Genomic DNA, 26,123 nt, shown 5'->3' with positions numbered 1-26,123 from the left:
TGTCGCATCTTGTCAGGGCCGGGACGCACAGCGGCGCACCTGCTCAGCGCGGCGCGCCGGGCGGCGGCGCGGATGTGAGCGCCGTCTCGGCGAACCACGTGGTGGTCTCCCCGTGCCGCTTCTGCTCGAAGCGGCGCAGCCCGGACGGCCACTCCGGCTCGGGCGAGCGCGAGGAGCGCTCGACCACGACCACCCCGCCCTCGCCCAGCCGGCCCACCAGTGCCGCCAGGACGGCGCTCAGCTCGGGTTCGCCCAGCGGGTAGGGCGGGTCGGCGAGCACCAGGTCCCAGGGGCCCGCCGCGGGATCGGCCAGGTAGGCGGCGACGGCGCCCTGGTGGACCGCGACGACGTCGTCGCGGCCCAGCGCCCGGTGCACCACGGCCGCGTTGGCCCGGCAGACGCGGACGGCGGGCGGATGGCGCTCCACCAGGGTCACGGCGGCCGCGCCCCGGCTGGCGGCCTCGCAGCCCAGCGCCCCGGACCCGGCGAACAGGTCCAGGACCCGGGCCTCGTGGAGCATGCCCCAGGCCTCGAGGCGGGCGAAGAGCGACTCCTTGACCCGGTCGGTGGTGGGGCGGGTGCCCTGTCCCGGCACGGACTGCAGGCGCAGTCCCCCGGCGGCCCCGGCGATGATCCTGCTCATGGTCGTGCTCCTCCCGTCCTCGGCCGCACCGGGCTCAGCCCCGGTCCAGGAACGCCTCGGCGTCCGGGTCGAGGTAGCGTTCGATGGCCTCGGCGAGCTCGGGGTGCTCGTCGAGCCCGGGGTCCTCGCCGAGGAGGGTGACGGCGTCCCGGCGGGCGCGCTCGATCAGCTCGGCGTCGTCGAGCGCGCGCAGCAGGCGCAGGGTCGACCGCCCTCCCGACTGCGCCGCGCCGAGGATGTCCCCCTCGCGGCGCAGCTCCAGGTCGGCCCGGGCGAGCGCGAAGCCGTCCGTGGTGCCGGCCACGACCTCGATGCGCTCCCGCGAGGGGTGCTCGGCGGGGCGCCGGGTGACCAGCAGGCACGTCCCGGCGTGCCCGCCCCGCCCGATCCGGCCGCGCAGCTGGTGCAGCTGGGAGATGCCGAACCGGTCGGCGTCCACGATGATCATCAGCGTGGCGTTGGGGACGTCCACCCCCACCTCGACCACGGTGGTGCAGACCAGCAGCTGCACCGCCCCGGACGCGAAGTCCTCCATGAGGCGGGCCTTCTGCACGGGGTCGAGCCGGCCGTGGAGCACCTCGGCGCGCACGCCGTCCAGGACGGGCTGCCGGGCGATCAGCTCGGCCAGCCAGGCCACGGAGGCCATCGGCGCCTCGGCCTCCTCGTCCTCGGCGGCGGCCGCCCGGGCGGACTCGGCCAGGGAGCCGGTGGACGGGGCCTCGTCGTCGTCCCCGATCTTGGGCGCGACCACGTAGACCTGCCGGCCCGCGTCGATCTCCTCGCGGGCGCGGCGCCACAGGCGCTGTTCCCAGGCGGGGTGCTCCACGAGCCCCACCGTGTGGGTCGCGATGGGCTGACGCCCGGCCGGCAGCTGGTCCAGCACGGAGACGTCGAGGTCGCCGAAGACGGTCATGGCCACGGTGCGCGGGATGGGGGTCGCGGTCATCACGAGCAGGTGCGGGGGGCGGCCGGCCTTGTCCCGGAGCCGGTCGCGCTGCTCCACGCCGAAGCGGTGCTGCTCGTCCACGACGACGAGCCCGAGGTCGGCGAACTGGACGACCTCGGAGAGCAGGGCGTGGGTGCCGATGACGATCCCGGCCTCCCCGGAGGCGATCCGCAGCAGCGCCCGCTTGCGCGCGGCCGCACCCATCGACCCGGTGAGCAGCACGACCTGCGTGCCGTCGGGGTCCCCGCCCAGTTCCCCGCCCTGGGCGAGGGGGCCGAGGGAGCGCAGCACGGAGCCGTGGTGCTGCCCGGCGAGCACCTCGGTGGGCGCCAGCAGCGCGGCCTGGGCGCCCGAGTCGACGACCTGGAGCATGGCGCGCAGCGCCACGAGCGTCTTCCCGGCGCCGACGTCGCCCTGCAGCAGCCGGTTCATGGGGTGGGTCCCGGCGAGCTCCGCCGCGAGCTCCTCCCCCACGGCGCGCTGCCCGGCGGTGAGCTCGAAGGGCAGGGCGGCGTCGAACTTCGCCAGGAGCCCGTCCGGGGTGCCGGGGCGGGCGGTGGTCGGGTGGGCCGCGATCTCGGCCCGGCGGCGGGCGAGCGCGCACTGGAGCAGGAAGGCCTCCTGGTAGCGGAACCGGCGGCGGGCCTCGCCGTGGGCCCGCGTGTCCCGGGGCCGGTGCACCTGCCAGTACGCCTCCTCGAGGCCCATCAGCCCCTCCCGCTCGCGGATGCCCTCCGGCAGCGGGTCCGGGACCGCCGCGAAGTCCACGACCGGCAGCAGGGAGTGCACGGCGCGGGCGATCTTGTCCGTGGTGAGCTTGGCGGTGGCCGGGTAGATGGGGATGGGGCGTCCGGCCCGTTCCTCCGCGCTCTCCCCGGCCTCGGGGGCGTCCGGGTCCAGGATGGCGTAGTGCGGGTTGGTCATGGTGACGGCGCCGTTGTACAGGCCGACCTTCCCGGAGAACAGGGCGTGCGTGCCCGGGGGCAGGTCCCTGGCCGCGGTCCAGGCGTTGAAGAAGCTCAGCCGCATCGTGCGGCCGGAGGCGGGGTCCGCCTCCTCGAACAGGAGGCGGGGGTCCGAGGAGACGCGGTCGGTGATCACCACGTCCGTGATCGACCCGCGGCGGGAGCGCATCTGGCGGGTGGAGGCGGAGACGACCTCGGCCACGATGGTGACCTGCTGGTCGATGCGCAGCTCCGAGAAGGGGGTGAGCTCCCCCCGGGGCATGTACCGGCGGGGGAAGTGGTCGAGCAGCTGCCCGATCGTGCTCACGGAGAGCTGCCTCGCCAGCTGGTCGGCCGTGGCGCGGCCCAGCAGGCGCGCGAGCGGCTGGTCGAGCTCGGGGACCGGGGCGGGGAACGCCCCGCCGGTGTGGGACCGGGCCATCTCAGGCGCGCCTCATCCGTCCGCTTCCGAGAGGGAGGTCACCGTGAGGTTGACGGCCTCGCCCCGGGCGCCGATCACCGCGAGCGCCTCCTCGGTGCGCTCCACGTGCACGTGCACGCGCCACCGGTAGCCGTCCCCGGCCTCGGAGACCGCGCTCATGATCACGCTGTTGCCCACCTCGCTGAGCTCGTGCCGCAGCTCCGCTGCGTCCAGCGGGGACAGCTCCACGGTGCACATCACCTCCACACCGTCGTGCACGGTGTGCGGGGCGGCGTGGACGCCCGCGGCCCGGGCGGCGGCGTCGTCGATCAGCTGGTCGAGGCCGGCCTCGTCCCCGGCGTCGTCCCCGCCCACCGTGCGGGCGAGCGCGTCGAGGACGACGAGCATGCCCAGCGCCCCGGCGTCGACCGTGCCGGTCTCCCGTAGGATCTCGAGCTGCTCGGGGGTGGCCAGGACGGCGGCGCGGGCGGCCTCGCCCACCTGGGCCAGGAAGTCCTTCAGCTGCTGGTTCGACCCGTCGCCCACGTCCTGCGGGACGGGGACGGCCGCGGCCGCCTCCAGCACCGAGAGCATGGTGCCGGCCACCGGGTCGGAGAGTACGCTCCAGGCCCGCACGTGGCCCGCGTGCAGGGCCACGCGCACGGACTCGGCGCTCATCCGGGTCTGTCCCTCGAGGGACTGGCCCACCGCCGTGAGGAACACGGAGAAGAGGGTCCCGGAGTTGCCGCGGGCCTCCTCCAGGGCGGCCTGGCCGGCCAGGGCGAGCAGCTCCCCCACGTCGCCGGTCTCCAGCACGCCGGCGGCCTCGGCCGCGGCGCGCACGGTGGTCGCCAGGTTGGTCCCGGTGTCCGAGTCGGCGACCGGGAAGACGTTGAGGGCGTTGAGCACGGGACTGTGCCGCACGAGATCGCGGTGGGCCAGGTCGAGCCACCGCCGCATGACGGCCGTGTTCGATCCGATCCTATGGTTCAAAGTGATCCCATCCTTCACCGACCGGGTGCCCGAGGGCGAGGTGCGGCGCTCGTCCGTCGAGCAGCACCCGGGGGCGGGTGCCGTCGTGCCCCGGGGGCGCGGGCGCACACGAGCCTATCGCACGGAAGGCTCCGGGCAGGGGGGCGCCCTGGGGAAAGACGGCCAGCAGGCCGTGGTCCTCCCCGCCGGTGAGCACCCAGTCGCGGGGGTCCGCCCCGACCAGCCGGGCGGCCGGTTCCAGGGGGTCGGCGAGGGCGGCCACGGCCGCGCCGTCGAGGTCCACCACGACACCGCTGGCGGCCGCGACCCGCCCGGCGTCCCGGAGCAGGCCGTCCGAGAGGTCGATCATGGCCGTGGCGCCGGCGCGGGCGGCGTCCGGGCCGGCCGGCACGGGGGCGCACGGGCGCAGCTGCGCCGCCGCGAGCTCGTCCAGGAGCCCGTCCCGCCCGGCCCGGTAGCGGGGGTCCTCCAGCAGGGCCACCCCGGCGGCCGCGCGGCCGGTCGTGCCGGCCAGGGCGAGCACGCCTCCCTCCCGGGCCCCGGCGCGGCGCACCGGGTCCCGGCCCTCGAGGTCGCCGGTCACCGTCGCCGTGACCGACAGCTCCCGTCCGGCCCCGAGGTCCCCGCCGACCACGGCGCAGCGCTCCGCCCCCATGGCCGCGCACCCGGCGGCGAGGCCGCGGGCGAAGTCCTCGGGCCAGGACACGGGGGTGTCCGGGGGCAGGGTGAGCGAGACGACGAGGGCCGAGGGGACGGCGCCCATCGCGGCCACGTCGGCGAGGTTCTGCGCGGCGCACTTGACGCCGGTGTCGTAGCCGGTGGTGAGCACGCCGCTGGGCCAGGCGAGGCGGAAGTCCTGGTCCTGGACCTGGGTGTCCGTGGTGATCACGTACCGGCCGTCCGGGGCCGCGACCACGGCGCAGTCGTCCCCGGGACCGAGCAGCACCTGGGCGGCCGGCCGGGTGAGCAGCGGGAGCACGCGCGCCAGCAGCTCCGCCTCCGAGAGCTCCCCGACCGTCGGCTCCGCCGCGGGCGGCGCGTGGCGTGCAGGGGTGTCCGCTGGGGGTCGGCTCATGGCGCTCATCCTAACGAGGGGCCCGGACGCGGGAACGCCCCAGGCCACGGATTACGCTGGTGGCATGCCCCTGCTCCCTCCGCCCCGTCCTGCCCGCGCCCTGCTGGCCGCGGGCGCCCTGGCCGCGGTCCTCACGGGCTGCACCCCGGCCGTCACCGTGGACCCCGCCGAGAACGCCGCCGACCCCGGGTGCGCCCCGGCGATGCTCGCCATGCCGGAGACCATCGGCGAGCACGAGCAGCGGGAGACCACCAGCCAGGCCACCACCGCCTACGGCGAGCCCACGGCGGTGGTCGTCCGCTGCGGGGTGACGCCCCCCGGCCCGACCACGGACCCGTGCTCCTCCGTGAACGACGTCGACTGGCTGATCCGTCAGGGCGGCGCGGACGGCGAGGACGGGCAGACGTGGACCGCCACCACGTACGGCCGCGACCCCGCGGTGGAGGTCGTGTTCGACAGCACTGCCGTGGCCTCCTCCACGCTGCTCGTGGAGCTGGGCTCCGCGGTCGAGCAGATCCCCGCCGACCGCCAGTGCCTCGACCTGCAGGACGCCGCCGAGGGGTTGTGACCCCACACCTGCCATCGGTGCGGGCCCGCCGCAGGACGGTGGCGTCGGCGAACGGTGCGGCCCGCGGCGGAGTGTGACGGGCGGGGCGCGGCGACGGTTCCTCCGCGTGGCCGGGCTCACTATCGTGGGTGGCCCGGCCCGGCCGGGGACCGTCCGCACGGACCGCAGCGGTGCCCGCCCGGCACCTCGAGAGCACAGGAGGACGAGCCATGACGACCGCACGAGAGATCATGACCCCCGGCGCGGAGTGCATCGGGGAGAACCAGAGCCTCGAGGAGGCCGCCCGCAGGATGAAGGACCTCGACGTCGGCGCCCTGCCCATCTGCGGGGAGGACGACCGGCTCAAGGGCGTGCTCACCGACCGAGACATCGTGGTGCGGTGCCTGGCGGTCGGCACCGACCCCCGCGCGGTGAAGGCCGGGCAGCTGGCCCAGGGGAAGCCGGTGACGATCGGCGCCGACGACAGCGTGGAGGAGGCCCTCGACACCATGCAGGAGCACCAGGTGCGCCGCCTGCCGGTGATCGACGGGCACGCCCTGGTGGGCATGATCAGCCAGGCCGACATCGCCCGGTCCCTGCCCGAGGACCGCGTGGGGGAGCTCGTCGAGCTGATCTCCTTCGACTGAGCCCCGGGCACGGACCGCCCGGCACGGCCGCGCCGGGCGGTTTGTGCCCGCGACGCCCGGGCGGGCTACCATCGGTGCCTTCCCCGGCACCGGCCGCGGGGAACGGGAATAGGTCCGTTCCCCGCCGGGTTGTGGCGTGGACACCTCAACGACCGCACCATCCACAGGAGGAGATCACCCGTGGCCACCGATTACGACGAGCCCCGCGTCAAGCCCGAGGACGAACCCGCCAACGAGTCCCTCGAGGTGATCCAGGCCCAGCGCAGCGCCACGAGCCAGAGCCCGGCCATCGACGTCGACGACGCGGACACGGCGGAGGGCATCGACCTGCCCGGCGCGGACCTGTCCCAGGAGGAGCTGCTGATCCAGGTGGTGCCCGAGCAGGAGGACGAGTTCACCTGCATGTCCTGCTTCCTGGTCCGCCACCGCAGCCAGCTCGCCCGCGAGAAGGACGGCGCGAAGTACTGCCTGGAGTGCGAGAGCTGACCCGTCGGGTGGGCCCGCTGCGGCTCACTCGTGGCGCAGGGAGGCGATCGGGTCCTTCCGCGCGGCCCGCACGGCCGGGATCGTGCCGGCCAGGAACGCGATCCCCATGACGGCGAGCACGATCAGCGCGACCTTCCCCGCCTCGAAGGCGAAGAGGGACAGGCCGGGCAGCCCGGAGAGATAGCCCTCGGCCAGCGCGCTGCTCACGGCGGAGCCGCCGGCGACGCCCGCGGCGGCGCCGAGGGCCGCACCGAGGAGGCCGATCAGCACGGCCTCCAGGGAGAAGAGCCCGAAGACCGTGCGCCCGCTCATCCCCATGGCCTTCATCAGCCCGATCTCCCGGGTGCGCTCCTGCACCGACATCAGCAGCGTGTTGATGATGCCGAGGCCCGCGGCCAGCAGGGCGATCACGGCACAGGCGTTGAGGATCCACACGATGGCGTTGATGACCGTGCGGAACATCCCGAGCTGGTCCTCCACCGTCAGCCCCAGCATCTCCCGCTCCTCCAGCCGGGCCTGGATCTCGGCGGCCCGCCCCATGTCCTCGACGGTGACCGTGGCCATCGCGAAGCTCTCGGGCACCTGCTGCGGCCCGCCGCTCACCTGGTACGCGTAGAGCCGCTCGTTGAAGGAGTCGGACGGGATCGGGTTCAGCGAGGTCCCCGCCAGGCTCGCCTGGGTCACCCCGGAGATCCGCGCCGGGAACGCCCGGTCCCGCTCCCCGAGGTCGGTCATGACCACGACCACCTCTCCCCCGACGGCCTCCGCCGCGGAGTCGTAGCCGAGGTCGGCCACCCAGCTGTCCGGGACCGCGATCTCGTCGCGGTCCGCGGCCGGGGGACCGCCGGCCACCATCTGCAGGCCCACGGCGTCGACCGGGATGCCCGGCGAGAGCTGGAAGCGGCTGCCGTCCGCCGCCTCCAGGTAGGTGGGCGAGACCGCGTACATCGGCTTGACCGACGCCACACCGTCGAGGTCCTCGAGGAACTCGACGTCCTCCGGCGAGAGCCCCTCGAAGGACACGCCGAAGCCCGTGCGGATCCGGGTGGTGTCCGGGTCGTACTCGCGCGGCCCGGCTCCGGCCGAGAGCTCGACGAGGGGCTGGGACTTCTGGACGTAGAGCGCGTCGGCGTCGCCGAAGGCGGCCACGGTGTCGTCGATGTAGCGGTTCACGCCGGTGCCCATCCCGGAGGTCAGCGTCAGGGCGCAGGCGCCGATGAACACCGCGACCACGGTCAGGCCGGTGCGGATCCTGGCGCGCCGCGTGTTGGCCGCCGCGGAGCCGAGCAGATCGGGCCACCTCACGGGACGCCGCCGGCGCCGGCGAGCGCGCCGCCCGGTGAGGCGGGGGCGGGCGGCTCCAGCACGGGGCCCCTGCGCCGGGCGGGCCGACGGGCGCGCCCGGCCGCCCACGCCGGGCCGTGGCCGAGCACCGCGGTCCTGCCGTGCGCCGGCACCGGGTCTCCTGCCCCGGGCACCACTGAGCTCATCGGCTGCCTCTCCCCCCTCGGACGGACCGGGCCGCCCTCCGGAGCGCGGCCGGCGGAGTGCCCGAGCCGCACCCCGCCGAGTCCATCATGTGCGTTCGCGAACGGTGGCGCGTACCGGACACGTGTCCCCACTAGTGCAGGGTTGCGCCGGGCGGAAGGGCCGGGATCCGCGCCCCTCCCGCCCGGGCGCCCGCGCGGCGGGCCCTGCGGCCCGGCCGCGACCCGTCGCCTCATACCGTCACGTAGCCGTTCGCCCTTGCTAACGATGTGCAGGAGTACATAGTTGAAGCACAGCAGTTCTTCGGTCGGGGGTTCCGGCTCCGTCGAACGGGCGGTCGTCCCGTCCGGGCCGAACGAGGAGCAGCACGACGCGTCCCGTCGTGTCCGCACGGGGGTGCGGAGCCGACATCGTCAGGGGCTCGTGCTGCGCGCTGGCGGTCCTGGGGTGGGCCCGGGCCGACTACGGACTATCAGGAGACACATCGACATGACTGCTACGAGAAAGCTGGTGGTCGCCGGCTCGTCGACGACCGTGCTGGTGGGGAGCCTGCTGCTGGGCGCGCCGTCCGCCGTCGCCGCACCGGTGGACGCACCGGCCGCAGACGCCCCGCCGGGCCTGACCGAACCCGCGGCGCAGCAGGCCGCTCCGGCCGAGCTCCCGGCCGTGGCTCCCGCACCGGTCGATCCCGCACCCGTCGATCCCGCGCCCCTGGAGGCCCCCGCGGCCGCCCAGGTGGCGCAGGCCGCGCCGGAGGTGGTCCCGGCCGCACCCGCGGCGCAGGAGGCCGCTCCCGTCGCGCCGCCGGCCGCGGACCCCGCGCCCGCGGACGTCCCGGCCACCGTCCAGGAGGTCCCGGCGGCCCCGGAGGCGGACCCGGGCGCAGCCGCGGCGCAGGTGGTCGCCCCGGTCGCGCCGCCGGCCGCGGACCCCGCGCCCGCGGACGTCCCGGCCACCGTCCAGGAGGCGCCGGCCGCGGCCGAGGTCGCCGCTCCCAGCGGGGCTGAGAACACCGGTCTGAACGTGGACACCTTCCTCACCGCGGCACCCCTGGAGCAGCCGGCCGGGGCCGGGGTGCTCACCGCGCTGCTCGCGGCGGCGGTGGCCCTGCCCGGCGCGCTGGCGCTCCGGGCCCGGCGGCTCGGGCGCACGCGCGGCTGAGCCGTCCGCGGCACCGGCGCCGCTCGCCGCGGCGCCGGTGCGGCGGCCGGGACCACGCACAGGGACGACCGGTCCCGGCCGCCGCGGCCGGGACCACGGAGAACAGGACAGCATGGGCACCAACACCCTGCCGGCGCCGCCGCGCCCGGGCACGACGTCCCGCACGGACCCGCGGGCGCGGTGGGCGGCCGTGGTGACGATCTGCGCCGCCGTGCTCTGGGTGGCGCTGATGAACCAGTGGTTCCTCGCCCAGGAGCTCTTCGGCCACACCCCGCGCGCGGCGTCGCCGCTGCGCCTGGGCATCGACGCCGTCGGCTTCGAGGCGGACGTCCTGCCCTACAACCCCACGGGGGACCAGCTCGCGGAGGCCTCCCTGGTGCCCCCGCAGACCTACAGCGGCTACTGGCTCACCCCCTACGGGATGCCCGGCGCGGGCTCGGAGAACACCACCTACATCGCCGGGCACAGCTACGACCGGATCGACCTGCCGTTCAACAAGCTCAGCGATCCGGCCCTGGTCGGGAAACGGCTCGAGGTGGAGACGGTCGACGGGACGCTCGACTACGTGGTCGACTCCGTCACGACCTACGAGAAGGACACGCTCAAGGACAGCGAGATCTGGCGGGTAGTGCCCCACCGCATCGTGCTGATCAGCTGCTACACGAGCGACGCGGTCGGCAAGAACGTCGTGGTCACCGCCTCCCCCGCCCCGGAGGCCTAGGCCCGGCCGCGGGGGAGCCGGTGGTCGCCGGGGAGCCGGTGCTCGCCGGGAAGCCGGCACTCGCGGGGAGTCAGCGCAGGCCGACCGGGCGCTCCATGGCCAGGCCGAGCAGCTCGTCGATCAGCCGCGCGTAGGCGAGCCCGGACTCCGCCCACATCCGCGGGTACATGGAGATCGGGGTGAAGCCGGGCATGGTGTTGACCTCGTTGATGACGACCCGGCCGTCCGGGGTGTAGAAGAAGTCGGCACGGCACAGGCCCTCGCCGTCGAGCGCCTCGAAGGCGGTCACGGCTCCGGCGCGGATGGCGTCGGTCGCCTCCTGCGGCAGGTCCGCGGGGCAGCTGAGCCTCGCGGACGCCTGGGAGACGTACTTGGCCTCGAAGTCGTAGAAGGCGTGCTCGTCGACGATCTCGATCTCCCCGGGCATCGAGGTGCGGGCCGGGTCCGTGCCGCGGCCCTGGAGCACGGCGCACTCGATCTCCCGGCCCACGATGCCGGCCTCGACCACGAGCTTGCGGTCGTGCTCGCGGGCGGTCTCGATCGCCGCGTCCAGCTCCTCGGGCCGGTCCACCTTGGTGATCCCGAAGGAGGAACCCGCCCGGGCCGGCTTCACGAACACGGGGAAGCCCAGCGCGGCGACCCGCTCGCGCACGCCGGCCGGGTCGAGCGCCCACTGGCGGTCGGTGACCACGGTGTAGGGGCCCACCTCCATCCCGGCCGCCTCGAAGGCCAGTTTCATGAAGTGCTTGTCCATGCCCACCGCGGAGGCGGTCACCCCGCAGCCGACGTAGCGCAGGTCCGCGAGCTCGAGGAGCCCCTGCAGGGTGCCGTCCTCTCCGAAGGGCCCGTGCAGCAGGGGCAGGACCACGTCGATGTGGCGGTCGCGGGTCACGGTCTCCCCGCAGGAGCCGGCCTGCCGGACGATCAGCTCGTTCTCCCCGACCTTCAGGGGCAGGCTCACGAGGTCCTCCCCCACCGGCAGCTCGGCGATGGGGTTCTCGTCCAGCAGCCGTTCCAGCTCCTCCTGGGGGCAGAGGAACCACTCGCCGGAGGTGGAGATGCCGACCGTCACCACGTCCCACTTCTCCCGGTCGATGGCCCGCAGCACGCCGCGGGCCGTGATGAGGGAGATGGAGTGCTCGCTGGAGCGTCCGCCGAAGAGCACGGCGACGCAGGGGCGGGGGGTCATGGAGTGGTCCCTTCGGATTTGATCCCGCGGCCCAGCAGCAGCGGGGCCAGGTCGTCGACGGTGAGGTCCTCGCGCAGGATGGACACGACGGCCTCGGTGATGGGCATGTCGACGCCGTGCCGGCGGGCCAGGGCCAGCACGGCAGGTGCGGACTTGATCCCCTCGGCCGTCTGGGTCATCTCCTCCTGCACCTCGGCGAGGCTCGCGCCGAGCCCCAGGAGCCGGCCCGCCGTGCGGTTGCGGGACAGCGGCGACGAGCAGGTCGCCACGAGGTCGCCCATCCCGGCCAGGCCGGAGAGCGTCTCGAGCCGGCCGCCGAGGGCGAGGGCGAGGCGGGTTGTCTCGGCCAGCCCGCGGGTGATGATGGAGGCCTTCGAGTTCTCCCCGAAGTGGCGACCGTCTGCGATGCCCACGGACAGGGCGATGACGTTCTTGACCACCCCGCCGATCTCGGTGCCCACCACGTCGGTGTTCGTGTACGGGCGGAAGTAGCGGGTCCGGCAGGCGTGCGCCACCCAGGTGGCCAGCTCCGTGGTGGAGGCCGCGACGACGGAGGCGGTGGGCTGCTCCTCGGCGATCTCCATGGCCAGGTTCGGCCCGGAGAGCACGCAGGTGCGCTCCCGCCAGTGCTCGGCGTCCCGGTCCGTGTCCCGGCCGAGCTCCTCGGCGACCACCTCGCTCATCCGCAGCCCGGTGTCCCGCTCGAGCCCCTTCGCCAGGGAGAGCAGCACCGCCTCCGGGTCGAGGTGCGGGGCCGCGGCGGCCAGCTGCGCGCGCAGCGCCTGGGCGGGCACCGCGAGGACCACGAGGTCGGCCCCGTGCAGGGCGGCGGCGAGGTCGCCGGTGGCCTGCAGGAGTCCGGGCAACCGGATGCCGGGCACGTAGCGGTCGTTGACGTGAGTGCGGGCCACGTGGCCCATGGCCTCCGCGTCGCGCCCCCAGAGCACGACGGTGCGGGCCGGCGGCTCGTGCCGGGCGTGCGCGGCGGCCCGGGCGCTGTCGGCCAGGACCTTGGCGAAGGTGGTGCCCCAGGATCCGGCGCCCAGCACGGCGATCTTGCGGGGGCCCTCGGCGGTGCCGGACAGGACGGGCGGGAGCGGGACGGGCAGGTGCCGGGCGGGGCCGGAGGGCGAGGTCACAGGCGGCCTCCTCGGCGGCGGTCCCAGAGGGCTGGCGGGGCGTCGACCCCGCGCAGCGCCGCGAGCTCGCCGGTCACGGCCCGCATGATCGCGTCGGTGGCGTCCTCCAGCCGGGCGGCGTGGCGCCCCACCGGGTGCGTCAGGTCCGGGACGTCGTCGCGCCACGGGGTGAGGTCGACGGGCGGGCCGATCCGCACGCGCACGGGCTTGCGCGGGACCAGGCTGACGGTCTGCCGGCCGGTGGACGGTGCTCGGCCGAGGACCTCCTGGTCGCCCCAGTGCGCCAGCGGGATCACCGGGACGCCGGTGGCCAGGGCGAGCCGGGCGGCGCCCGTGTGCCCGGTCATCGGCCACTGGGCGGGGTCGCGGGTGAGGGTGCCCTCGGGATAGATCACGACCGCCCCGCCGGAGGCCAGCTCCGCGCGGGCGGCGGTGAGCGCGGCCGCGGCGTCGGGGGTGCCGCGCAGGACGGGGACCTGCCCGGTGGCCCGCAGCACCGCGCCGACCACGGGGGCGCGGAACAACGACTCCTTGGCGAGGAACCGGGGCATGATGCCGTTGTCGTAGAGCGTGATCGCCACCGTCAGCGGGTCGAGCTCGGTGAGGTGGTTGGGCACCACGATGAACCCGCCCTCGGCGGGCAGGTGCTCCGCCCCGGTCCAGCGCAGCCGCGCCACCAGCCGGTAGGCCGGCTTGACGACCCCCGCCAGCACTCGGAACAGGCGGCGGTTCGAGGTGCGGCTCATCGACGGGCCCGGCTCACTCGCCGTCGAGCTCGAACGACGCCCCGAGCCCCGTCAGCTTGTCGGTGAAGTGCTCGTAGCCGCGCTTGATGAGTTCGACGCCCGTCACGTGGGAGACCCCGTCGGCGGCCATCGCCGCGATCAGGTGGGAGAAGCCTCCGCGCAGGTCGGGGATGTTGATCTGGGCGGCCCGCAGCGGGGTGGGCCCGGAGATCACGGCCGAGTGGACGAAGTTGCGCTGCCCGAACCGGCACGGGACGGACCCCAGGCACTCGCGGTGCAGCTGGATCGTGGCCCCCATCCGGTTCAGGGCGCCGGTGAAGCCGAAACGGTTCTCGTAGACGGTCTCGTGCACGATGGACACCCCCTTGGCCTGGGTGAGGGCGACCACGAGCGGCTGCTGCCAGTCGGTCATGAAGCCGGGGTGGACGTCGGTCTCCACGATGAGCGGGTTGAGGTCCCCGCCGGGGTGGTAGAAGCGGATGCCGTCCTCGGTGATGTCGAGGCCGCCGCCGATCTTCCGGAAGGTGTTGAGGAAGGTCATCATGTCGGCCTGCCGGGCCCCGGCCACGAAGATGTCGCCGCCGGTGGCGAGTGCGGCCGAGCCCCAGGAGGCGGCCTCGATCCGGTCGGGCATGGCCCGGTGACGGTAGCCGGTGAGCTCGGGGACGCCCTCGATCCGGATCACCCGGTCCGTCTGCACCGTGATGATGGCGCCCATCTTCTGCAGGATCGCGATCAGGTCCATGATCTCGGGCTCGGTCGCCGCGCCGCGCAGCTCGGTGTGGCCGTCGGCGCGGGTGGCGGTGAGCAGCACCTGCTCGGTGGCGCCGACCGAGGGGTAGGGCAGCTCGACCTTGGCGCCGTGCAGCCCGTGCGGGGCGCTCATCCGGATCCCCGACTCGAGCTTCTCGACCCGGGCCCCGAAGTGGCGCAGCACGTCGAGGTGGTAGTTGATGGGCCGGTCGCCGATCTTGCACCCGCCGAGGTCGGGGATGAACGCCTCGCCGATCGCGTGCAGGAGGGGACCGCACAGCAGGATCGGGATGCGGGAGTCCCCCGCGTGCGCGTCGATGTCCGCGTGCCGGGCCGTGGTCACGTTGGACGGGTCGAGAGAGAGCCGGCCGTCCTCGCGCCCCACCTCGACCCCGTGCAGGGACAGCAGGTTGGTGACGACCTGGACGTCCTTGATCTCCGGCACGTTCGCCAGGACGGACGGCGTGGACCCCAGGAGGGCGGCCACCATGGCCTTGGGGACGAGATTCTTGGCACCTCGCACGGTGACCTGGCCGGACAGGGGAACTCCGCCCGTGATGTGCAGTGCGCTGCTCATGAACTTCCGATCTGCTGTTGCCGGGCCACTCCCGAGCGGGAGCGACACCCGTACAGTGTAGGTTCCCCGGAGAGCCGCCTCGCACAGGCGGGGGTCGTGCGTGTCCGGGACAGCGCGCGGCCCGGCGGGGCCGTGGAGGGCTCCGCCGGGCCGGACAGGGGGCGCCGGCTCAGGTGCGGGCGGGCAGCGTGGTGGGCTTGAACGCGGGCCGGCGGGCCTCGTAGGCGGTGATGGCGTCCTCGTCCTGGAGGGTCAGTCCGATGTCGTCCAGGCCCTCCATGAGCCGCCAGCGGGTGTAGTCGTCGATGACGAAGGGAACGGTCACGGTGTCGCAGCTCACGGTGCGCGCCTCGAGGTCGACCTCGACCGGGGTGCCGGGGTGCTCCTCGATCAGCTTCCACAGCAGCTCGACGTCGGACTGGTCGACCTGGGCGGCGAGCAGTCCCTGCTTGCCGGAGTTGCCGCGGAAGATGTCGGCGAAGCGCGAGGAGATCACCACCCGGAAGCCGTAGTCGCGCAGCGCCCACACGGCGTGCTCGCGCGAGGAGCCGGTGCCGAAGTCCGGGCCGGCCACCAGCACGGAGCCGTGCCGGTAGGGCTCCCGGTTGAGCACGAAGTCCTCGTTCTTGCGCCAGGCGGCGAACAGGGCGTCCTCGAAGCCGGTCTTGGTGATGCGCTTGAGATAGACGGCAGGGATGATCTGGTCGGTGTCCACGTTGGACTGCTTCAGCGGGACGCCGACGCCCCGGTGCGTGCTGAACTTCTCCATGGGAGGGCCTTCCTGGGCTGCGGGTCGGGGGCTCACGCGCCGGCCGACGCGAGGTCGGTCGGGGCGGCGGCGGGCTCGAGGTCGGACGGGGAGGAGAGGGTGCCGCGCACCGCGGTGGCCGCGGCCACGACGGGTGAGACGAGGTGGGTGCGCCCGCCCTTGCCCTGACGGCCCTCGAAGTTGCGGTTCGACGTCGAGGCGCACCGCTCGCCCGGGGCCAGCTGGTCCGGGTTCATGCCCAGGCACATCGAGCAGCCGGCGAAGCGCCAGTCCGCCCCGAACTGCTTGAACACCTGGTCCAGGCCCTCGGCCTCGGCCTGCAGCCGCACCTTCGCGGAGCCGGGCACCACCATCATCCGCACGTTCCCGGCCTTGGTCCGGCCCTTGACGATCTCCGCGGCGGCCCGCAGGTCCTCGATCCGGGAGTTCGTGCAGGAGCCCAGGAACACGGTGTCCACCGGGATCTCCTTCATGGGCGTGCCGGCGGTCAGGCCCATGTACTCCAGGGCCCGGCGCGCGTTGGCCTTGTCGTTCTCGTCCCCGACGTCCTCGGGGTCGGGCACGGCCGCCGAGAGCGGGACGCCCTGCCCGGGGTTGGTGCCCCAGGTGACGAAGGGCTCGAGCTCGTCCGCGTCGAGGAACACCTCGGCGTCGAAGACGGCGTCCTCGTCGGTGCGCAGGGTCCGCCAGTACTCCACGGCGGCGTCCCAGTCGGCGCCCTCGGGGGCGTGCGGGCGGCCCTGGACGTAGTCGAAGGTCGTCTCGTCCGGGGCGATCATGCCGGCCCGCGCCCCGGCCTCGATGGACATGTTGCAGATCGTCATCCGCGCCTCCATGGACAGGGAGCGGATCGCGGAGCCGCGGTACTCCAGGACGTAGCCCTGCCCGCCGCCGGTCCCGATCCTGGCGATGACGGCCAGGATGATGTCCTTGGCCGAGACCCCGGGGCGCAGGGTGCCCTCGACCGTGATCGCCATCGTCCGGAACGGCGCCAGGGGCAGGGTCTGGGTCGCCATGACGTGCTCGACCTCGGAGGTGCCGATGCCGAAGGCCAGTGCGCCGAACGCGCCGTGGGTGGAGGTGTGGGAGTCGCCGCAGACCACGGTCATCCCGGGCTGGGTGAGCCCCAGCTGGGGCCCCACCACGTGCACGATCCCCTGCTCGGCGTCACCGAGCGGGTGCAGCCGCACGCCGAACTCGGCGCAGTTGGCGCGCAGCGTCTCGATCTGCTTGCGGGAGGTGTCGTCGGCGATGCGGGAGAAGATGTCCTGCGTGGGCGTGTTGTGGTCCTCGGTGGCGATCGTCAGGTCCGGGCGGCGCAGCGGCCGGCCGGCCAGCCGCAGCCCCTCGAAGGCCTGCGGGGAGGTCACCTCGTGCAGCAGGTGCAGGTCGATGTAGAGCAGGTCCGGCCGGCCGTCCTCGCCCTGGCGCACGAGGTGGTCCGCCCAGACCTTCTCGGCCAGGGTGCGCCCGCCCGCGCGCCCGGAGGCCGGAGCGGAAGTCGTGGAGGGGGTGGAGGACTGGTAGTCCGGCATGGCGGATCCTTCCGTGCTGCCTGTGCGTGGCCGCCTGTGTGTGGCTGCCTGTGCGGGGTCGTGCCTCCATGGTCGCGGGCGGGCTCGCGGAGTGGCCAGCTTTCCGGCTTGCTTCTCACATTTTGAGACGGCAGTATCAGAGCATGGACACATCTGGACATCTGGACCCGTCCGGCGCGCCCCTGGGCAGCCCGCTGGGCGGGCAGGGCACGGGCGAGGCCCTGCTGCTCAGCTCGGCCGCCGCCCCCAGCGGCGTGGGCGTCGTGGACAAGGCGTCCATGATCCTCGACGCCCTCGAGGCGGGACCGGCGACCCTGGCCCAGCTGGTGAGCGCCACCGGTCTGGCGCGGCCCACCGTGCACCGGCTCGCCGTGGCCCTGGCCCACCACCGGTTCGTGGGCCGGGACATGCAGGGCCGCTTCGTGCTCGGGTCCCGGCTCGTGGAGCTGGCCTCCGCCGCCGGCGAGGACCGGCTGATCGCCGCCGCCGGCCCCGTGCTCGTCAACCTGCGGGACGCGACCGGGGAGTCCGCGCAGATCTTCCGCCGGCAGGGCGACTGGCGCGTGTGCGTGGCCTCGGCGGAGCGGCCGATCGGTCTGCGGGACACGATCCCCGTGGGCACGCAGCTGTCGATGAAGGCCGGGTCGGCCGCGCAGGTGCTCGTCGCGTGGGAGGACCACGACCGGCTGCTCGAGGGCCTGCGCCACGCACGGTTCTCCGCCACGGTGCTCGCCGGGGTGCGCCGCCGGGGCTGGGCCCAGTCGCTGGGCGAGCGCGAGCCCGGCATCGCCTCCGTGTCCGCGCCCGTACGCGGGCCCTCCGGCCGCGTGATCGCGGCGGTGTCGATCTCCGGGCCGATCGAGCGCCTCACCCGCCAGCCCGGACGCCTGCACGCGGAGGTCGTGGTGCAGGCCGCCCGCCAGCTCACCGAGGCGGTGCGGGCCGCCGCGCACTAGATCCGCCGGACGCCGCAGCGGACCGGCCCGAGTGCTGCGCCCTGCAAAGCGCAGGAGCACCATCGGTGCCGTCGGGTGGTGCCCGCACCCGCGGGAGCAGGCGCTCCGTCCCCGCCCCGGAGCCCTCCCGGGCGCCCTGCGGCCGGCCGGACCGGTCCGGCGTCGGTTCCCTTGCCCGCCGGTGCCGGCGGGAGTAGCCTGAGCGCCATCCGGCCAGGGGACCCACCAGGAGGTGGCGGCCATGGACGACCCGGTCCCGGTCCTGCTGCTCGCGACCAGCGACCCGGTCTCCCGGGGCATCCTGGGAGACCAGCTGCGCCGGCGCTACGGCGCCGACTACGAGGTCGTGGTCTGCGCCGACCACGCCCATGCCCGGGCGATCCTCCGAGGCCTGCGGCGCTGGGGCCGCGCGGTGGCCCTCATCGTGGGGTGCTACGGCCCGGCGGACCGCGACGGGCTGGACCTCCTGCGGCGCGCCTACGCCGAGCACCCCGCCGCCAAGCGGGCCGTGGCGGTGACGTGGGGCGACTTCGCCAGCGGCCCCACCGTGTTCCGGGCCATCGCCCAGGGCCACGCCGACCTGCTCGTCCTGCGCCCCGAGCGCCCGCGCGACGAGGAGTTCCACGGCGCGATCACCGACGCCCTCGACGACTGGCACCTGGCCCAGGGCGGCGGGTTCGAGGCGGTCCGGATGATCGGGGACCAGCGCGACGAACGGGCCCACTCGCTGCGCGACACCCTGGTGCGCAACCACATCCCGGTGGGCTTCCACCCGGTCGGGTCCCCGGCCGCGCAGCGGATGCTGGAGAGCCTGGGCCTGCACGACCCGGCCCTGCCGGTCCTGGTGCTGCAGTTCACCTCGCCGCCGACGGTCCTGGAGGATCCCAGCGACCCGGAGATCGTGGAGGCGTTCGGGCTGAACCGGCCGCCGCCGACGGACAAGGTCTTCGACGTCGTCGTCGTCGGCGCCGGTCCCGCCGGTCTCGCCGCGGCGGTCTACGCCTCCTCCGAGGGCCTCTCCACCATGGTCGTGGAGCAGCAGGCCGTGGGCGGCCAGGCCGGCACCAGTTCGCTGATCCGCAACTACCCGGGCTTCTCCCGCGGGGTGAGCGGCGCCCACCTGGCCTTCCGCTCCTTCCAGCAGGCCTGGGTCTTCGGCACGGACTTCCTGTTCATGCGGCGGGTCAAGAGCCTCGAGGCCGACGGTGCCGTGCGCACGGTGACCACGTCCGACGGCGGCGTGGTGCGCGGGCGCACGGTGGTGGTGGCCACCGGCGTGGACTACCGGCGCCTCGGCGTGCCGCAGCTCGAGGCCCTGGTGGGCCGGGGCGTCTTCTACGGGGCCGCCGTCTCCGAGGCGCCGTCGCTGGCCGGGCAGCGCGCCTGCGTGGTGGGGGGCGGCAACTCGGCGGGGCAGGCGGCCCTGCACGTGGCGAAGTACGCGGAGCACGTGACGCTGCTGGTCCGGGGTCCCTCGCTCGCGGCCAGCATGTCCAGTTATCTCATCACCCAGCTCGAGGCGACCCGCAACGTGACGGTCCGCTACGGGACCTCGGTGGTGGGCGCCCGCGAGCAGGACGGGTGCCTCACCGCCGTCGTGGTCACGCCCACCGGCGGTCCCGGCGCCGTCCGTGCGGAGACGGGCGCGGAGGTGGGCGCGGCGACGGCCCCGGAGGATGCCCCAGTGGAGGGTCCGGAGGAGATCGCGGCGTCCGCGCTGTTCGTGCTGATCGGCTCCGTGCCGCGGACGTCGTGGCTGCCCGGCTCGGTGCAGCGCGACCGCGCCGGGTTCCTGCGCACGGGCGGCACGGGAGATCTCGAAGGTCCCGGGGACGGCGCACCGGCCAGGGCGCCGCTGCCCCTGGAGACCAGTCTTCCGGGCGTCTTCGCGATCGGGGACGTCCGGGCCGGCTCGGTCAAGCGCGTGGCGACCGCCGTCGGGGACGGCGCCACCGTGGTCTCGCTCCTGCACGGCTACCTGTCCGGGCACCCGCCGAACGCCCCGGCCGCTCCCCCGGCGTCTCCCCAGACCCCGCGCCCGGCCCCGGCGGCCGGCCCCGAGGACCCGGTCGGCGATGCGCTCCGCGACTAAGACCGCGCCGCTGATCCCGGCGATGCGTCGGCTGCTCTGCGTCGCCGCCTTTCTCGTGTTCCTCGCCGGGCTGGTGCTGTTCGTCTTCCCGCTGCGCACGGCCGACTGGTTCGCCTGGACGATCGAGCCGGCGATGACCGCCGTGTTCCTCGGCGCGGCGTACTGGTCCAGCGCGCTCCTCGAGGCGGCGGGGGCACGCTCCGCCGGCTGGGACCGGGCCAGGCTGGCCGTCTGGCCCGTGTTCGTCTTCACGACGCTGACCCTGGGAGTGACCCTGCTCCACCTGGACCGCTTCCACCTGTCGTCGGAGCACCCGCCCCTGGCCCGCTTCGCCTCCTGGGCGTGGCTGGCGATCTACGCCGCCGTGCCCGTGGCCATGCTCGTCATCGGCCGGCTCCAGCTCCGCTCCCGGGCACCTGCCGCCCGTCCCGCGGGGGCCGGCGCCCCGCTGCCGCGCGGGCTGCGGGTGCTCCTGGCCGCCGTCGCCGCCGTGCTGCTGGGCGTGGGCGTCGTGCTCCTGGTGCTGCCCGCGGCGGCGGCGGCGCTGTGGCCGTGGCCGCTGACCCCGCTCACGGCGAGAGCGGTCGGGGCGTGGCTGGTCGGGCTCGGCTGGGCCGCGGCCTACGCCCTGCGCCGCGGCGACGCCCTGACCGTCCGCCCTCTCGGGGTGGGCGCCCTGGCGTTCGCCCTCCTGCAGGCGATCGCCCTGCTGCGGTACGGCGACGCCCTCACGTGGGCCGGCGCGCCCGCGATCGGCTTCGTCGCCGTCCTGCTCGCGATCGGCGCCGCAGGCGGATGGATCCTCGCCCTGCGCCCGGCGCCCGCTCGCGGCTGAGGGCCGCCCCGGGGCGGGCAGCGCTCCGGGGTCCCCGGTCCGCCGCGCCCGGCCACGGGGTCAATCGGCGGGGACCGACCCCGCGGACGGTGCGGACCCCTCGGGGCGTGCTGCCGGAATCAGCCGCGCAGCGCGGCGAGGGCCTCACGGAAGGCCGTGTGGGCCTGCAGCTCCGCCCGCACCGGATCGACGACGGTGCGCCGGCCCGCCCCGGCCACCGAGGCCCGCAGCTTCCGCCGGACCGTGCGCTCGCGCAGCCGGGCGCCGAAGCCGGCGAGGATGCGCCCGGTCAGCGCCAGGAACAGCCCGGTCACGACCCCGGCGAGCACGAGCAGAGTGGGCACCGGCAGCGGGAAGCCCTCGACGGTGGGGGGCGGGGGCACGGGGATCTGGAAGTACTCCAGGAGGAACAGCCCCAGCAGCCACACGAGGCCGGCCACCACGGCGAGCATCGCGAGCCACTGCAGCACGTCGAAGAGGAACCACCACCAGACCCCTCTCCGGGCCCGGAAGTCGGTGCCGGCGATGGCCTGGTCGATGGCGTCGGGCAGCCGGTCCTCGTGGGTGCGGGCGGCCTGGCGCACCGACCGGGTCCACGGCTCGGCGGCCCCGGCCGCGGCGTCGTGGGCGAAACCGCGCACGGCGGAGTCGGCGGCCGCCCGCTGGGCGGCGCCCATCGGCGGCAGCGAGGTCCGGTTGACCTCGGGGTTCACCGAGTCCCCCCGGTCCAGGTTGAGCCGGCGCATGGGGTCCTTGCGGAACTTCAGCAGCCACCGGGTGGCGATCCACCCGGTGTGCCCGGCGGCGTGCAGGGCGTAGGACTTCCCGGCCGCCCGCGCGATGCCCGGGACGTTGGCGGCCTGGGCGAGGCCGTCGGTGAGCCGCTCCTCCGACTCCGGTGTGATCCCGGCGGGCTCCCCCTCGCCGGAGGCCAGCGCGAGCCGCTCGGCGGCGTCGGTGACGTCGGCGTCGAGCCGGGCCCCGGCGGCGGCCTTCGTGTCCGCGACCTGGCGGATCCGGGAGCGCAGGGCCTCGACGCCCTCCCCCGTCACGGCGGAGACGGCCACGGGCTTCGAGAGCCCGGTGGTGGGCAGCCCGTCCTGGGCCACGAGCTCCGCGAGCGAGGCCATCACGGCGGGGACCTCGGCGGCGGGCAGGCGGTCCACCTGGTTCATGACGACCATGGTCACGGCTCCGTGGCGGGCCAGCGGGGCGATGAACTCCTGGTGGATGATCGCGTCCGCGTACTTCTGCGGGTCCACGACCCACACCACCACGTCGACCATCCCGACCAGCCGCTGCACGACCGTGCGGTGGTGCAGGCTCACCGAGTCGAAGTCCGGGAGGTCCAGCAGGATGAGCCCGCCGGTGCCCTCCGGAGCGGATCCCCCGGTGAGCCGTTCCCTCACGCGCGTCCACCGCCCGGCGTCCTCCGCGCCTGCGGGCAGCGGGGTGTCCACGTGGTGCCGCTCGGAGACGTCCAGCCAGTCCAGCAGGGCCTGGCTGCCCGGTTCCCCCCACACCGCGGCCAGCGGCTCCGAGGTGGTGGGGCGGCGGGCGGCGGCACGGGCGATCTCCCGGCCCACCACGGCGTTGAACAGCGTCGACTTCCCGGATCCGGTGGCACCGAAGAAGCCCACCACGGTGTGGTCGGCGGACAGCGAGCGGCGCTCGGCGGCGCGCGCCAGGACGGTGCGCGCCGCCGCGACGGCCTCCTCGTCGAGCCGTCCGTCGGCGAGGTCCGCGGCGCGGGCCAGCGCGGGCAGCCGCTCGGAGAGGGTCGGGACCGGCCGGCGGGCCGGGCTCACGGGGTCTCCCCCAGGGTGCGGGCGGCGGCGCGGATCCGCTCGGCGGCGGCCTCCAGCTCGTCCGCCCCGGGGTGTCCGTCCAGGACGTCGAGGCGGCGCAGGAACACGGACGCCTGCTCGTCCAGGAGCGCGGAGATGCGCGACTCGAGGTTCCGGCGGGCGTCCTCGGCCATCCGCCGCACGGCGTCCTCGCCGAACACGGCCTCGAGCAGCTTGGTGCCGACCACCCCGGAGCCGCCGGCGATGCCGACCTCCAGGCCGGTGAGCCCGCCCGTCATCGAGAACACCCCGATCATCAGGATCACGGTCAGCGCGTTGACCCCGAGCGACATGGCCCGCGCCTTCGTCCGCTTGTCGGCGCCCTCCCGCTGGATCAGCTCCATGAGGTCGCCCTGCCAGGCCCGGACCTGCTCGGCCGTGCGCTGCCGGAAGTCGGGGGGCAGGGAACCCAGGTCGGAGCCGCCGAGCAGCACGCGGCCGGCGGGCTCGTCCTGCCACCTGCGCTCGGCGGTCTCGGAGGCGCGCGCGGCCTCCTCGACGATGACGGTCTGCAGACCGGTCTCGATGGCCTCCTCGACCTGGACCTCCGGGGCCGGCTTGCCGCTGAAGAAGGCTGTGAGCCGGTCGCGGACCCGGCCGATGCCCGCCTCCAGGTTGCGGAAGAACTCCCCGGTGCCCACGAAGTCCTGCCAGCGGGCGAGGACCTCGCCGCGGAGCAGGGTGCCGTCCCGGGTCGAGTCGATCACGGAGGCCAGCGCCTCGTCGAAGGCGCGGTCCACGTCGTGGCGCAGCTGCGCCCCGGCCCGCTGCTGGGAGAGCACGGCGTTCCCGGCGGCGTCGGTGCGCTCGGCGATGGAGCGCACCGCCCCGCCGAGGGTGCGCCGGGCGATCTCCGAGCGCGTGGCCGCGTCCCGGCCGAGCTCGGCGAGGAAGTCCACGACGGGGGCGACGACGTGGGGAGGGAGCATGCCGGTCTCGTTGAGCGGGAACTCCGGGACCGTGAAGACCGGGGCGTCGCCGAGCCCCCGGTCGGCGAGCATCCGCCGGAGGTCCTCCTCGATCTCGGCCTCGAGCCCGAGCGGGACGCGGTCGAGGACCACGGCCACGGTGATGTCCCGCCCGGCGGCCTCCACCAGGAGCCGCCACGGGACGGCGTCCGCGTAGCGGTTGGCGGTGGTGACGAACAGCCAGAGATCGGCGGCGGCCAGCAGCTGGCCGGCGAGGCGGCGGTTCTCGTCGGAGATCGAGTCGACGTCGGGGGCGTCGAGCAGGGCGACGCCCTCGGGGATGCGGGGCTCGGCCAGCAGCACGAGTGCCTGTCCGTCCGCGGTGCCGGGCAGCGCGGACGGGGACGCGGTGTCCGCGGCGGTGGTGCCCGGCGGGGTGACCTTCCGGGCGTGGATCCGGCTCAGGTGCGGGAGCACCCGCTGGGTGGAGAACGCCTCGGCGTCGCGGGGGTGGTGGACCAGGATGGGTTGGCGGGTGGTCGGGCGGATCGCCCCCGCACGCGTCACGGGATGACCCACCACCGCGTTGACGAGGGTGGACTTCCCCGCGCCCGTGGACCCGCCGACCACCGCGAGCAGCGGTGCGTCGAGGGAGCGCACCCGCGGCAGGACGTAGTCGTCCAGCTGGTCCACGGCGCGGTCGATGTCCTCCCGCTCGCGCAGCACGTTCGTGGTGGACAGCGGCAGGCTCGAGGCCGCGAGCAGGTCCCGCGCGTGCTCGAGGGCCCTGAGGGTCTCTGTCTGATCGGTCACCCGCTCATTGTGCCAGTCAGCCTGCTGTCCACCTACGGGGCCTCCCCGGCTCAGCCCATGCGCACGGCGATCTTGCCGCGGACGTGGCCCTCCTGGCTGAGCCGGTAGGCCTCGGCGGCCTCGGCGAGGGGCACGCTGCGGGCGAGCTCGATGCGCAGCGCGCCCCGGTCCACGAGCCGGCTCAGCTCCGTGAGGTCCTCGGCGGAGGGCCGCACCCACATCCACGTCCCGCCGTGGGCCTCCACGGCGTCGTCGGCCACGGAGGCGTGCCGTCCGCCGTCCTTCAGGACCGCGAGCGTCTGCTCGACGACCCCGCCGACGAGGTCGACCACGACGTCCACGCCCTCCGGCGCCAGCTCCCGGACCCGCTCGGGCAGCCCGTCCCCGTAGACCACCGGCTCTGCGCCCAGGCCTCGCAGGTAGTCGTGGTTGGTCTCCGAGGCGGTGCCGATGACCCGGGCTCCCCGGGCCACCGCGAGCTGCACGGCATAGCCGCCCACGCCGCCGGAGGCGTTGTGCACCAGCACGGTCTGGTCCGCGGCGACCTCCAGGCGGCCCAGGACCTGGTAGGCCGTCAGGCCGGCCAGCGGGAGCGACGCCGCCCGGTCCCAGTCCACCGAGGCGGGCTTCGGCGCGAGCAGCCGGGACGGCAGGGCGACGTACTCGGCCATCGTGCCGCCGTGCACCCAGTCCGTGCGCGCGTAGGAGATCACCTCGTCCCCGGGCTCCCACTCGGGCACGTCGATGCCGGCCGACTCCACGACCCCGGACACGTCCCAGCCGGGCACCACCGGGAACTGCACCTCCAGGAGCGGGTCGAGATTGCCGGCCATGATCTGCCAGTCGACGGGGTTGACCGCGGCGCTGCGCACCCGCACGAGCACCCAGCCCGGGGGCACCTTGGGCTCGGGGAGGTCGGTGAGCTCGAGGACTTCGGGGCCGCCGTAGCGGGCGTACGTCAATGCCTTCATGCTCCGGGCAACCGGGGGCCGCGGGGGCCTATTCCCGGCGCCCGGTCAGCGGCCCGGTTCCCGCCGGTGGTCCGTGGCGTAGGCGGCGAAGACCTCCTCGGGGGTCGTCCCCGTGCTGACGAACTCCTCCCGCAGCTTCTGCCCCAGCTGCTCGAGGGCCAGGCCGAGGCGGCGGGCGCTCGTGCGCACCTCCGGCGAGGGGGACGCGGCGGCGCGGTCGCGCAGCTCGAGCGCATAGGACAGCTGCCGGGCCAGGGAGAGGTCCGGGTCCTCCTCCTGGAAGTAGTAGGTCTCCCCGTGCTGGGTGAAGTCGATCCGCGCCTTGGCCACCTCCGCGGCGAGGCCGTCCAGCACCCGGGCCACCGTCACGGGGTCCTCCCGGGCGATCCCGTCGGCGTAGCCGACGTCGGACAGGGCCTTGAGCTCCAGGGCCAGGGAACGGCGGCGGGACAGCGGCGGATAGATCTGCGTGAACCACGTCAGGGCCGCGGTGAGCAGCGCGAACCCGGTCAGCGCCTCCAGCGGGGTGGCGAGCCGGACCCAGGGGTCGGTGGCCACGACGTCGCCGAACCCCAGCGTCGCCAGCGTCACCAGGGAGATGTAGAGCGCGTCGAGGGCATCGGGGTAGTCGACCGGGTTCACCCCGGGCGAGTACGTGAACCCCTGGGGGACGTGCGGCAGGTAGACCAGCGCCCACCCGACCCCCTGCATCAGCACCCAGAGGAGGACCACCGTGATCATCGACCCCGGGCCCACGGCCGAGCCGAAGCGGTGCCCGGTGCGCCGGGAGATCCGCCAGACGACCGTCTGGACCCGGCCGCCGATCGCGCCCGTTCCACTGGGGTGCAGCAGGCTGTGGTACATGTCCCAGAGGCCGACCAGGACGATCGTGATCCCCAGCACCGTCTGCAGCACGCCCAC

At 74.8% G+C, this 26,123-nt stretch carries 24 protein-coding genes; 8 read left to right on the top strand and 16 right to left on the bottom strand.

The features are described 5' to 3' along the window. Positions 1–43: 43 nt before the first annotated feature. The 4 genes from rsmD to thiL are packed head-to-tail and all read right to left on the bottom strand — an operon-like array spanning position 44 to position 5,022. A complete protein-coding gene (gene rsmD / locus PU704_RS03515; RefSeq protein ID WP_277550155.1) occupies positions 44–643 on the bottom strand; it encodes a 16S rRNA (guanine(966)-N(2))-methyltransferase RsmD in 600 nt (199 codons plus the stop codon). Positions 644–677: 34 nt separating this feature from the next. Then, positions 678–2,975 (bottom strand): ATP-dependent DNA helicase RecG, encoded by a 2,298-nt coding sequence (locus tag PU704_RS03510; protein WP_277550153.1) that lies wholly within the window; start codon positions 2,973–2,975, stop codon positions 678–680. Between the two features lie 12 nt (positions 2,976–2,987). Then, complete coding sequence (locus tag PU704_RS03505) at positions 2,988–3,914, bottom strand: DAK2 domain-containing protein (protein ID WP_277550152.1); 927 nt, start codon at positions 3,912–3,914, stop codon at positions 2,988–2,990. 22 nt (positions 3,915–3,936) lie between these two features. Continuing rightward, complete coding sequence (gene thiL / locus PU704_RS03500; protein ID WP_277550151.1) at positions 3,937–5,022, bottom strand: thiamine-phosphate kinase; 1,086 nt, start codon at positions 5,020–5,022, stop codon at positions 3,937–3,939. 64 nt (positions 5,023–5,086) lie between these two features. On the opposite strand from thiL, the gene PU704_RS03495 reads away from it, so the two are divergent. From PU704_RS03495 to PU704_RS03485, 3 genes are all read left to right on the top strand, one after another. Further along, complete coding sequence (locus tag PU704_RS03495) at positions 5,087–5,590, top strand: DUF3515 domain-containing protein (RefSeq protein WP_277550150.1); 504 nt, start codon at positions 5,087–5,089, stop codon at positions 5,588–5,590. Positions 5,591–5,799: 209 nt separating this feature from the next. Continuing rightward, on the top strand, positions 5,800–6,216 hold the full coding sequence (locus tag PU704_RS03490) for a CBS domain-containing protein (protein WP_277550148.1): 417 nt from the start codon (positions 5,800–5,802) through the stop codon (positions 6,214–6,216). 180 nt (positions 6,217–6,396) lie between these two features. Then, positions 6,397–6,702 (top strand): DUF4193 domain-containing protein, encoded by a 306-nt coding sequence (locus PU704_RS03485; RefSeq protein WP_047801835.1) that lies wholly within the window; start codon positions 6,397–6,399, stop codon positions 6,700–6,702. A 24-nt stretch (positions 6,703–6,726) separates the two neighbouring features. On the opposite strand, the gene PU704_RS03480 is transcribed toward PU704_RS03485, so the two are convergent. Further along, positions 6,727–8,007 (bottom strand): ABC transporter permease, encoded by a 1,281-nt coding sequence (locus PU704_RS03480; RefSeq protein ID WP_277550147.1) that lies wholly within the window; start codon positions 8,005–8,007, stop codon positions 6,727–6,729. After that, positions 8,004–8,192, bottom strand: a complete 189-nt coding sequence (locus PU704_RS03475; protein ID WP_277550146.1) for a hypothetical protein — start codon at positions 8,190–8,192, stop codon at positions 8,004–8,006. Before PU704_RS03475 ends, PU704_RS03480 begins: the two co-directional genes overlap by 4 nt. Before the next feature lie 487 nt (positions 8,193–8,679). Between PU704_RS03475 and PU704_RS03470 the strand changes: the two genes are divergently transcribed. After that, positions 8,680–9,351 (top strand): hypothetical protein, encoded by a 672-nt coding sequence (locus tag PU704_RS03470; protein WP_277550145.1) that lies wholly within the window; start codon positions 8,680–8,682, stop codon positions 9,349–9,351. Positions 9,352–9,463: 112 nt separating this feature from the next. Then, positions 9,464–10,072 (top strand): class F sortase, encoded by a 609-nt coding sequence (locus PU704_RS03465; RefSeq protein ID WP_277550144.1) that lies wholly within the window; start codon positions 9,464–9,466, stop codon positions 10,070–10,072. A gap of 70 nt (positions 10,073–10,142) precedes the next feature. Here PU704_RS03465 and PU704_RS03460 read toward each other — a convergent pair whose 3' ends face one another. From PU704_RS03460 to leuC, 6 genes are all read right to left on the bottom strand, one after another. Next, positions 10,143–11,261 (bottom strand): D-alanine--D-alanine ligase family protein, encoded by a 1,119-nt coding sequence (locus PU704_RS03460; RefSeq protein WP_277550143.1) that lies wholly within the window; start codon positions 11,259–11,261, stop codon positions 10,143–10,145. Then, positions 11,258–12,346 carry an NAD(P)H-dependent glycerol-3-phosphate dehydrogenase gene (locus tag PU704_RS03455; RefSeq protein WP_277550221.1) on the bottom strand — a complete coding sequence of 363 codons (1,089 nt, stop codon included), beginning with the start codon at positions 12,344–12,346 and terminating at the stop codon, positions 11,258–11,260. The genes PU704_RS03460 and PU704_RS03455 overlap by 4 nt, the downstream gene beginning before the upstream one ends. Before the next feature lie 50 nt (positions 12,347–12,396). Continuing rightward, positions 12,397–13,146, bottom strand: a complete 750-nt coding sequence (locus PU704_RS03450) for a lysophospholipid acyltransferase family protein (protein ID WP_277550142.1) — start codon at positions 13,144–13,146, stop codon at positions 12,397–12,399. Positions 13,147–13,159: 13 nt separating this feature from the next. After that, positions 13,160–14,476 (bottom strand): UDP-N-acetylglucosamine 1-carboxyvinyltransferase, encoded by a 1,317-nt coding sequence (murA, locus tag PU704_RS03445; RefSeq protein ID WP_277550141.1) that lies wholly within the window; start codon positions 14,474–14,476, stop codon positions 13,160–13,162. Positions 14,477–14,645: 169 nt separating this feature from the next. Beyond that, the gene (leuD, locus tag PU704_RS03440) at positions 14,646–15,245 is read right to left on the bottom strand and encodes a 3-isopropylmalate dehydratase small subunit (protein WP_075871527.1); all 600 of its coding nucleotides are present in this window, start codon (positions 15,243–15,245) and stop codon (positions 14,646–14,648) included. A gap of 32 nt (positions 15,246–15,277) precedes the next feature. Then, a complete protein-coding gene (gene leuC, locus PU704_RS03435; RefSeq protein ID WP_277550140.1) occupies positions 15,278–16,780 on the bottom strand; it encodes a 3-isopropylmalate dehydratase large subunit in 1,503 nt (500 codons plus the stop codon). Positions 16,781–16,923: 143 nt separating this feature from the next. Between leuC and PU704_RS03430 the strand changes: the two genes are divergently transcribed. The 3 genes from PU704_RS03430 (at position 16,924) to PU704_RS03420 (ending at position 20,663) form a co-directional block, all read left to right on the top strand. Beyond that, positions 16,924–17,736 (top strand): IclR family transcriptional regulator, encoded by an 813-nt coding sequence (locus PU704_RS03430; RefSeq protein WP_255396145.1) that lies wholly within the window; start codon positions 16,924–16,926, stop codon positions 17,734–17,736. A 241-nt stretch (positions 17,737–17,977) separates the two neighbouring features. Further along, a complete protein-coding gene (locus PU704_RS03425) occupies positions 17,978–19,828 on the top strand; it encodes an NAD(P)/FAD-dependent oxidoreductase (RefSeq protein WP_277550139.1) in 1,851 nt (616 codons plus the stop codon). Further along, positions 19,812–20,663, top strand: a complete 852-nt coding sequence (locus PU704_RS03420) for a hypothetical protein (protein WP_277550138.1) — start codon at positions 19,812–19,814, stop codon at positions 20,661–20,663. Before PU704_RS03425 ends, PU704_RS03420 begins: the two co-directional genes overlap by 17 nt. A gap of 119 nt (positions 20,664–20,782) precedes the next feature. Here the strand turns inward: PU704_RS03420 and PU704_RS03415 are convergent, their stop codons facing one another. The 4 genes from PU704_RS03415 to PU704_RS03400 are packed head-to-tail and all read right to left on the bottom strand — an operon-like array spanning position 20,783 to position 26,123. Further along, the gene (locus tag PU704_RS03415) at positions 20,783–22,471 is read right to left on the bottom strand and encodes a GTPase (protein ID WP_277550137.1); all 1,689 of its coding nucleotides are present in this window, start codon (positions 22,469–22,471) and stop codon (positions 20,783–20,785) included. Continuing rightward, entirely contained in the window at positions 22,468–24,231 is a 1,764-nt protein-coding gene (locus tag PU704_RS03410; RefSeq protein WP_277550136.1) for a dynamin family protein, read from the bottom strand. The genes PU704_RS03415 and PU704_RS03410 overlap by 4 nt, the downstream gene beginning before the upstream one ends. A gap of 50 nt (positions 24,232–24,281) precedes the next feature. Then, complete coding sequence (locus PU704_RS03405) at positions 24,282–25,202, bottom strand: NADP-dependent oxidoreductase (protein WP_277550135.1); 921 nt, start codon at positions 25,200–25,202, stop codon at positions 24,282–24,284. A 45-nt stretch (positions 25,203–25,247) separates the two neighbouring features. Then, positions 25,248–26,123 carry a potassium channel family protein gene (locus PU704_RS03400; RefSeq protein ID WP_277550134.1) on the bottom strand — a complete coding sequence of 292 codons (876 nt, stop codon included), beginning with the start codon at positions 26,121–26,123 and terminating at the stop codon, positions 25,248–25,250.

The organism is Kocuria oceani (assembly GCF_029524215.1).
GTDB lineage: Bacteria > Actinomycetota > Actinomycetes > Actinomycetales > Micrococcaceae > Kocuria > Kocuria oceani.
Note: the sequence above shows the minus strand (reverse complement) of the source record. Positions and strands in the feature narration are given on the sequence as shown.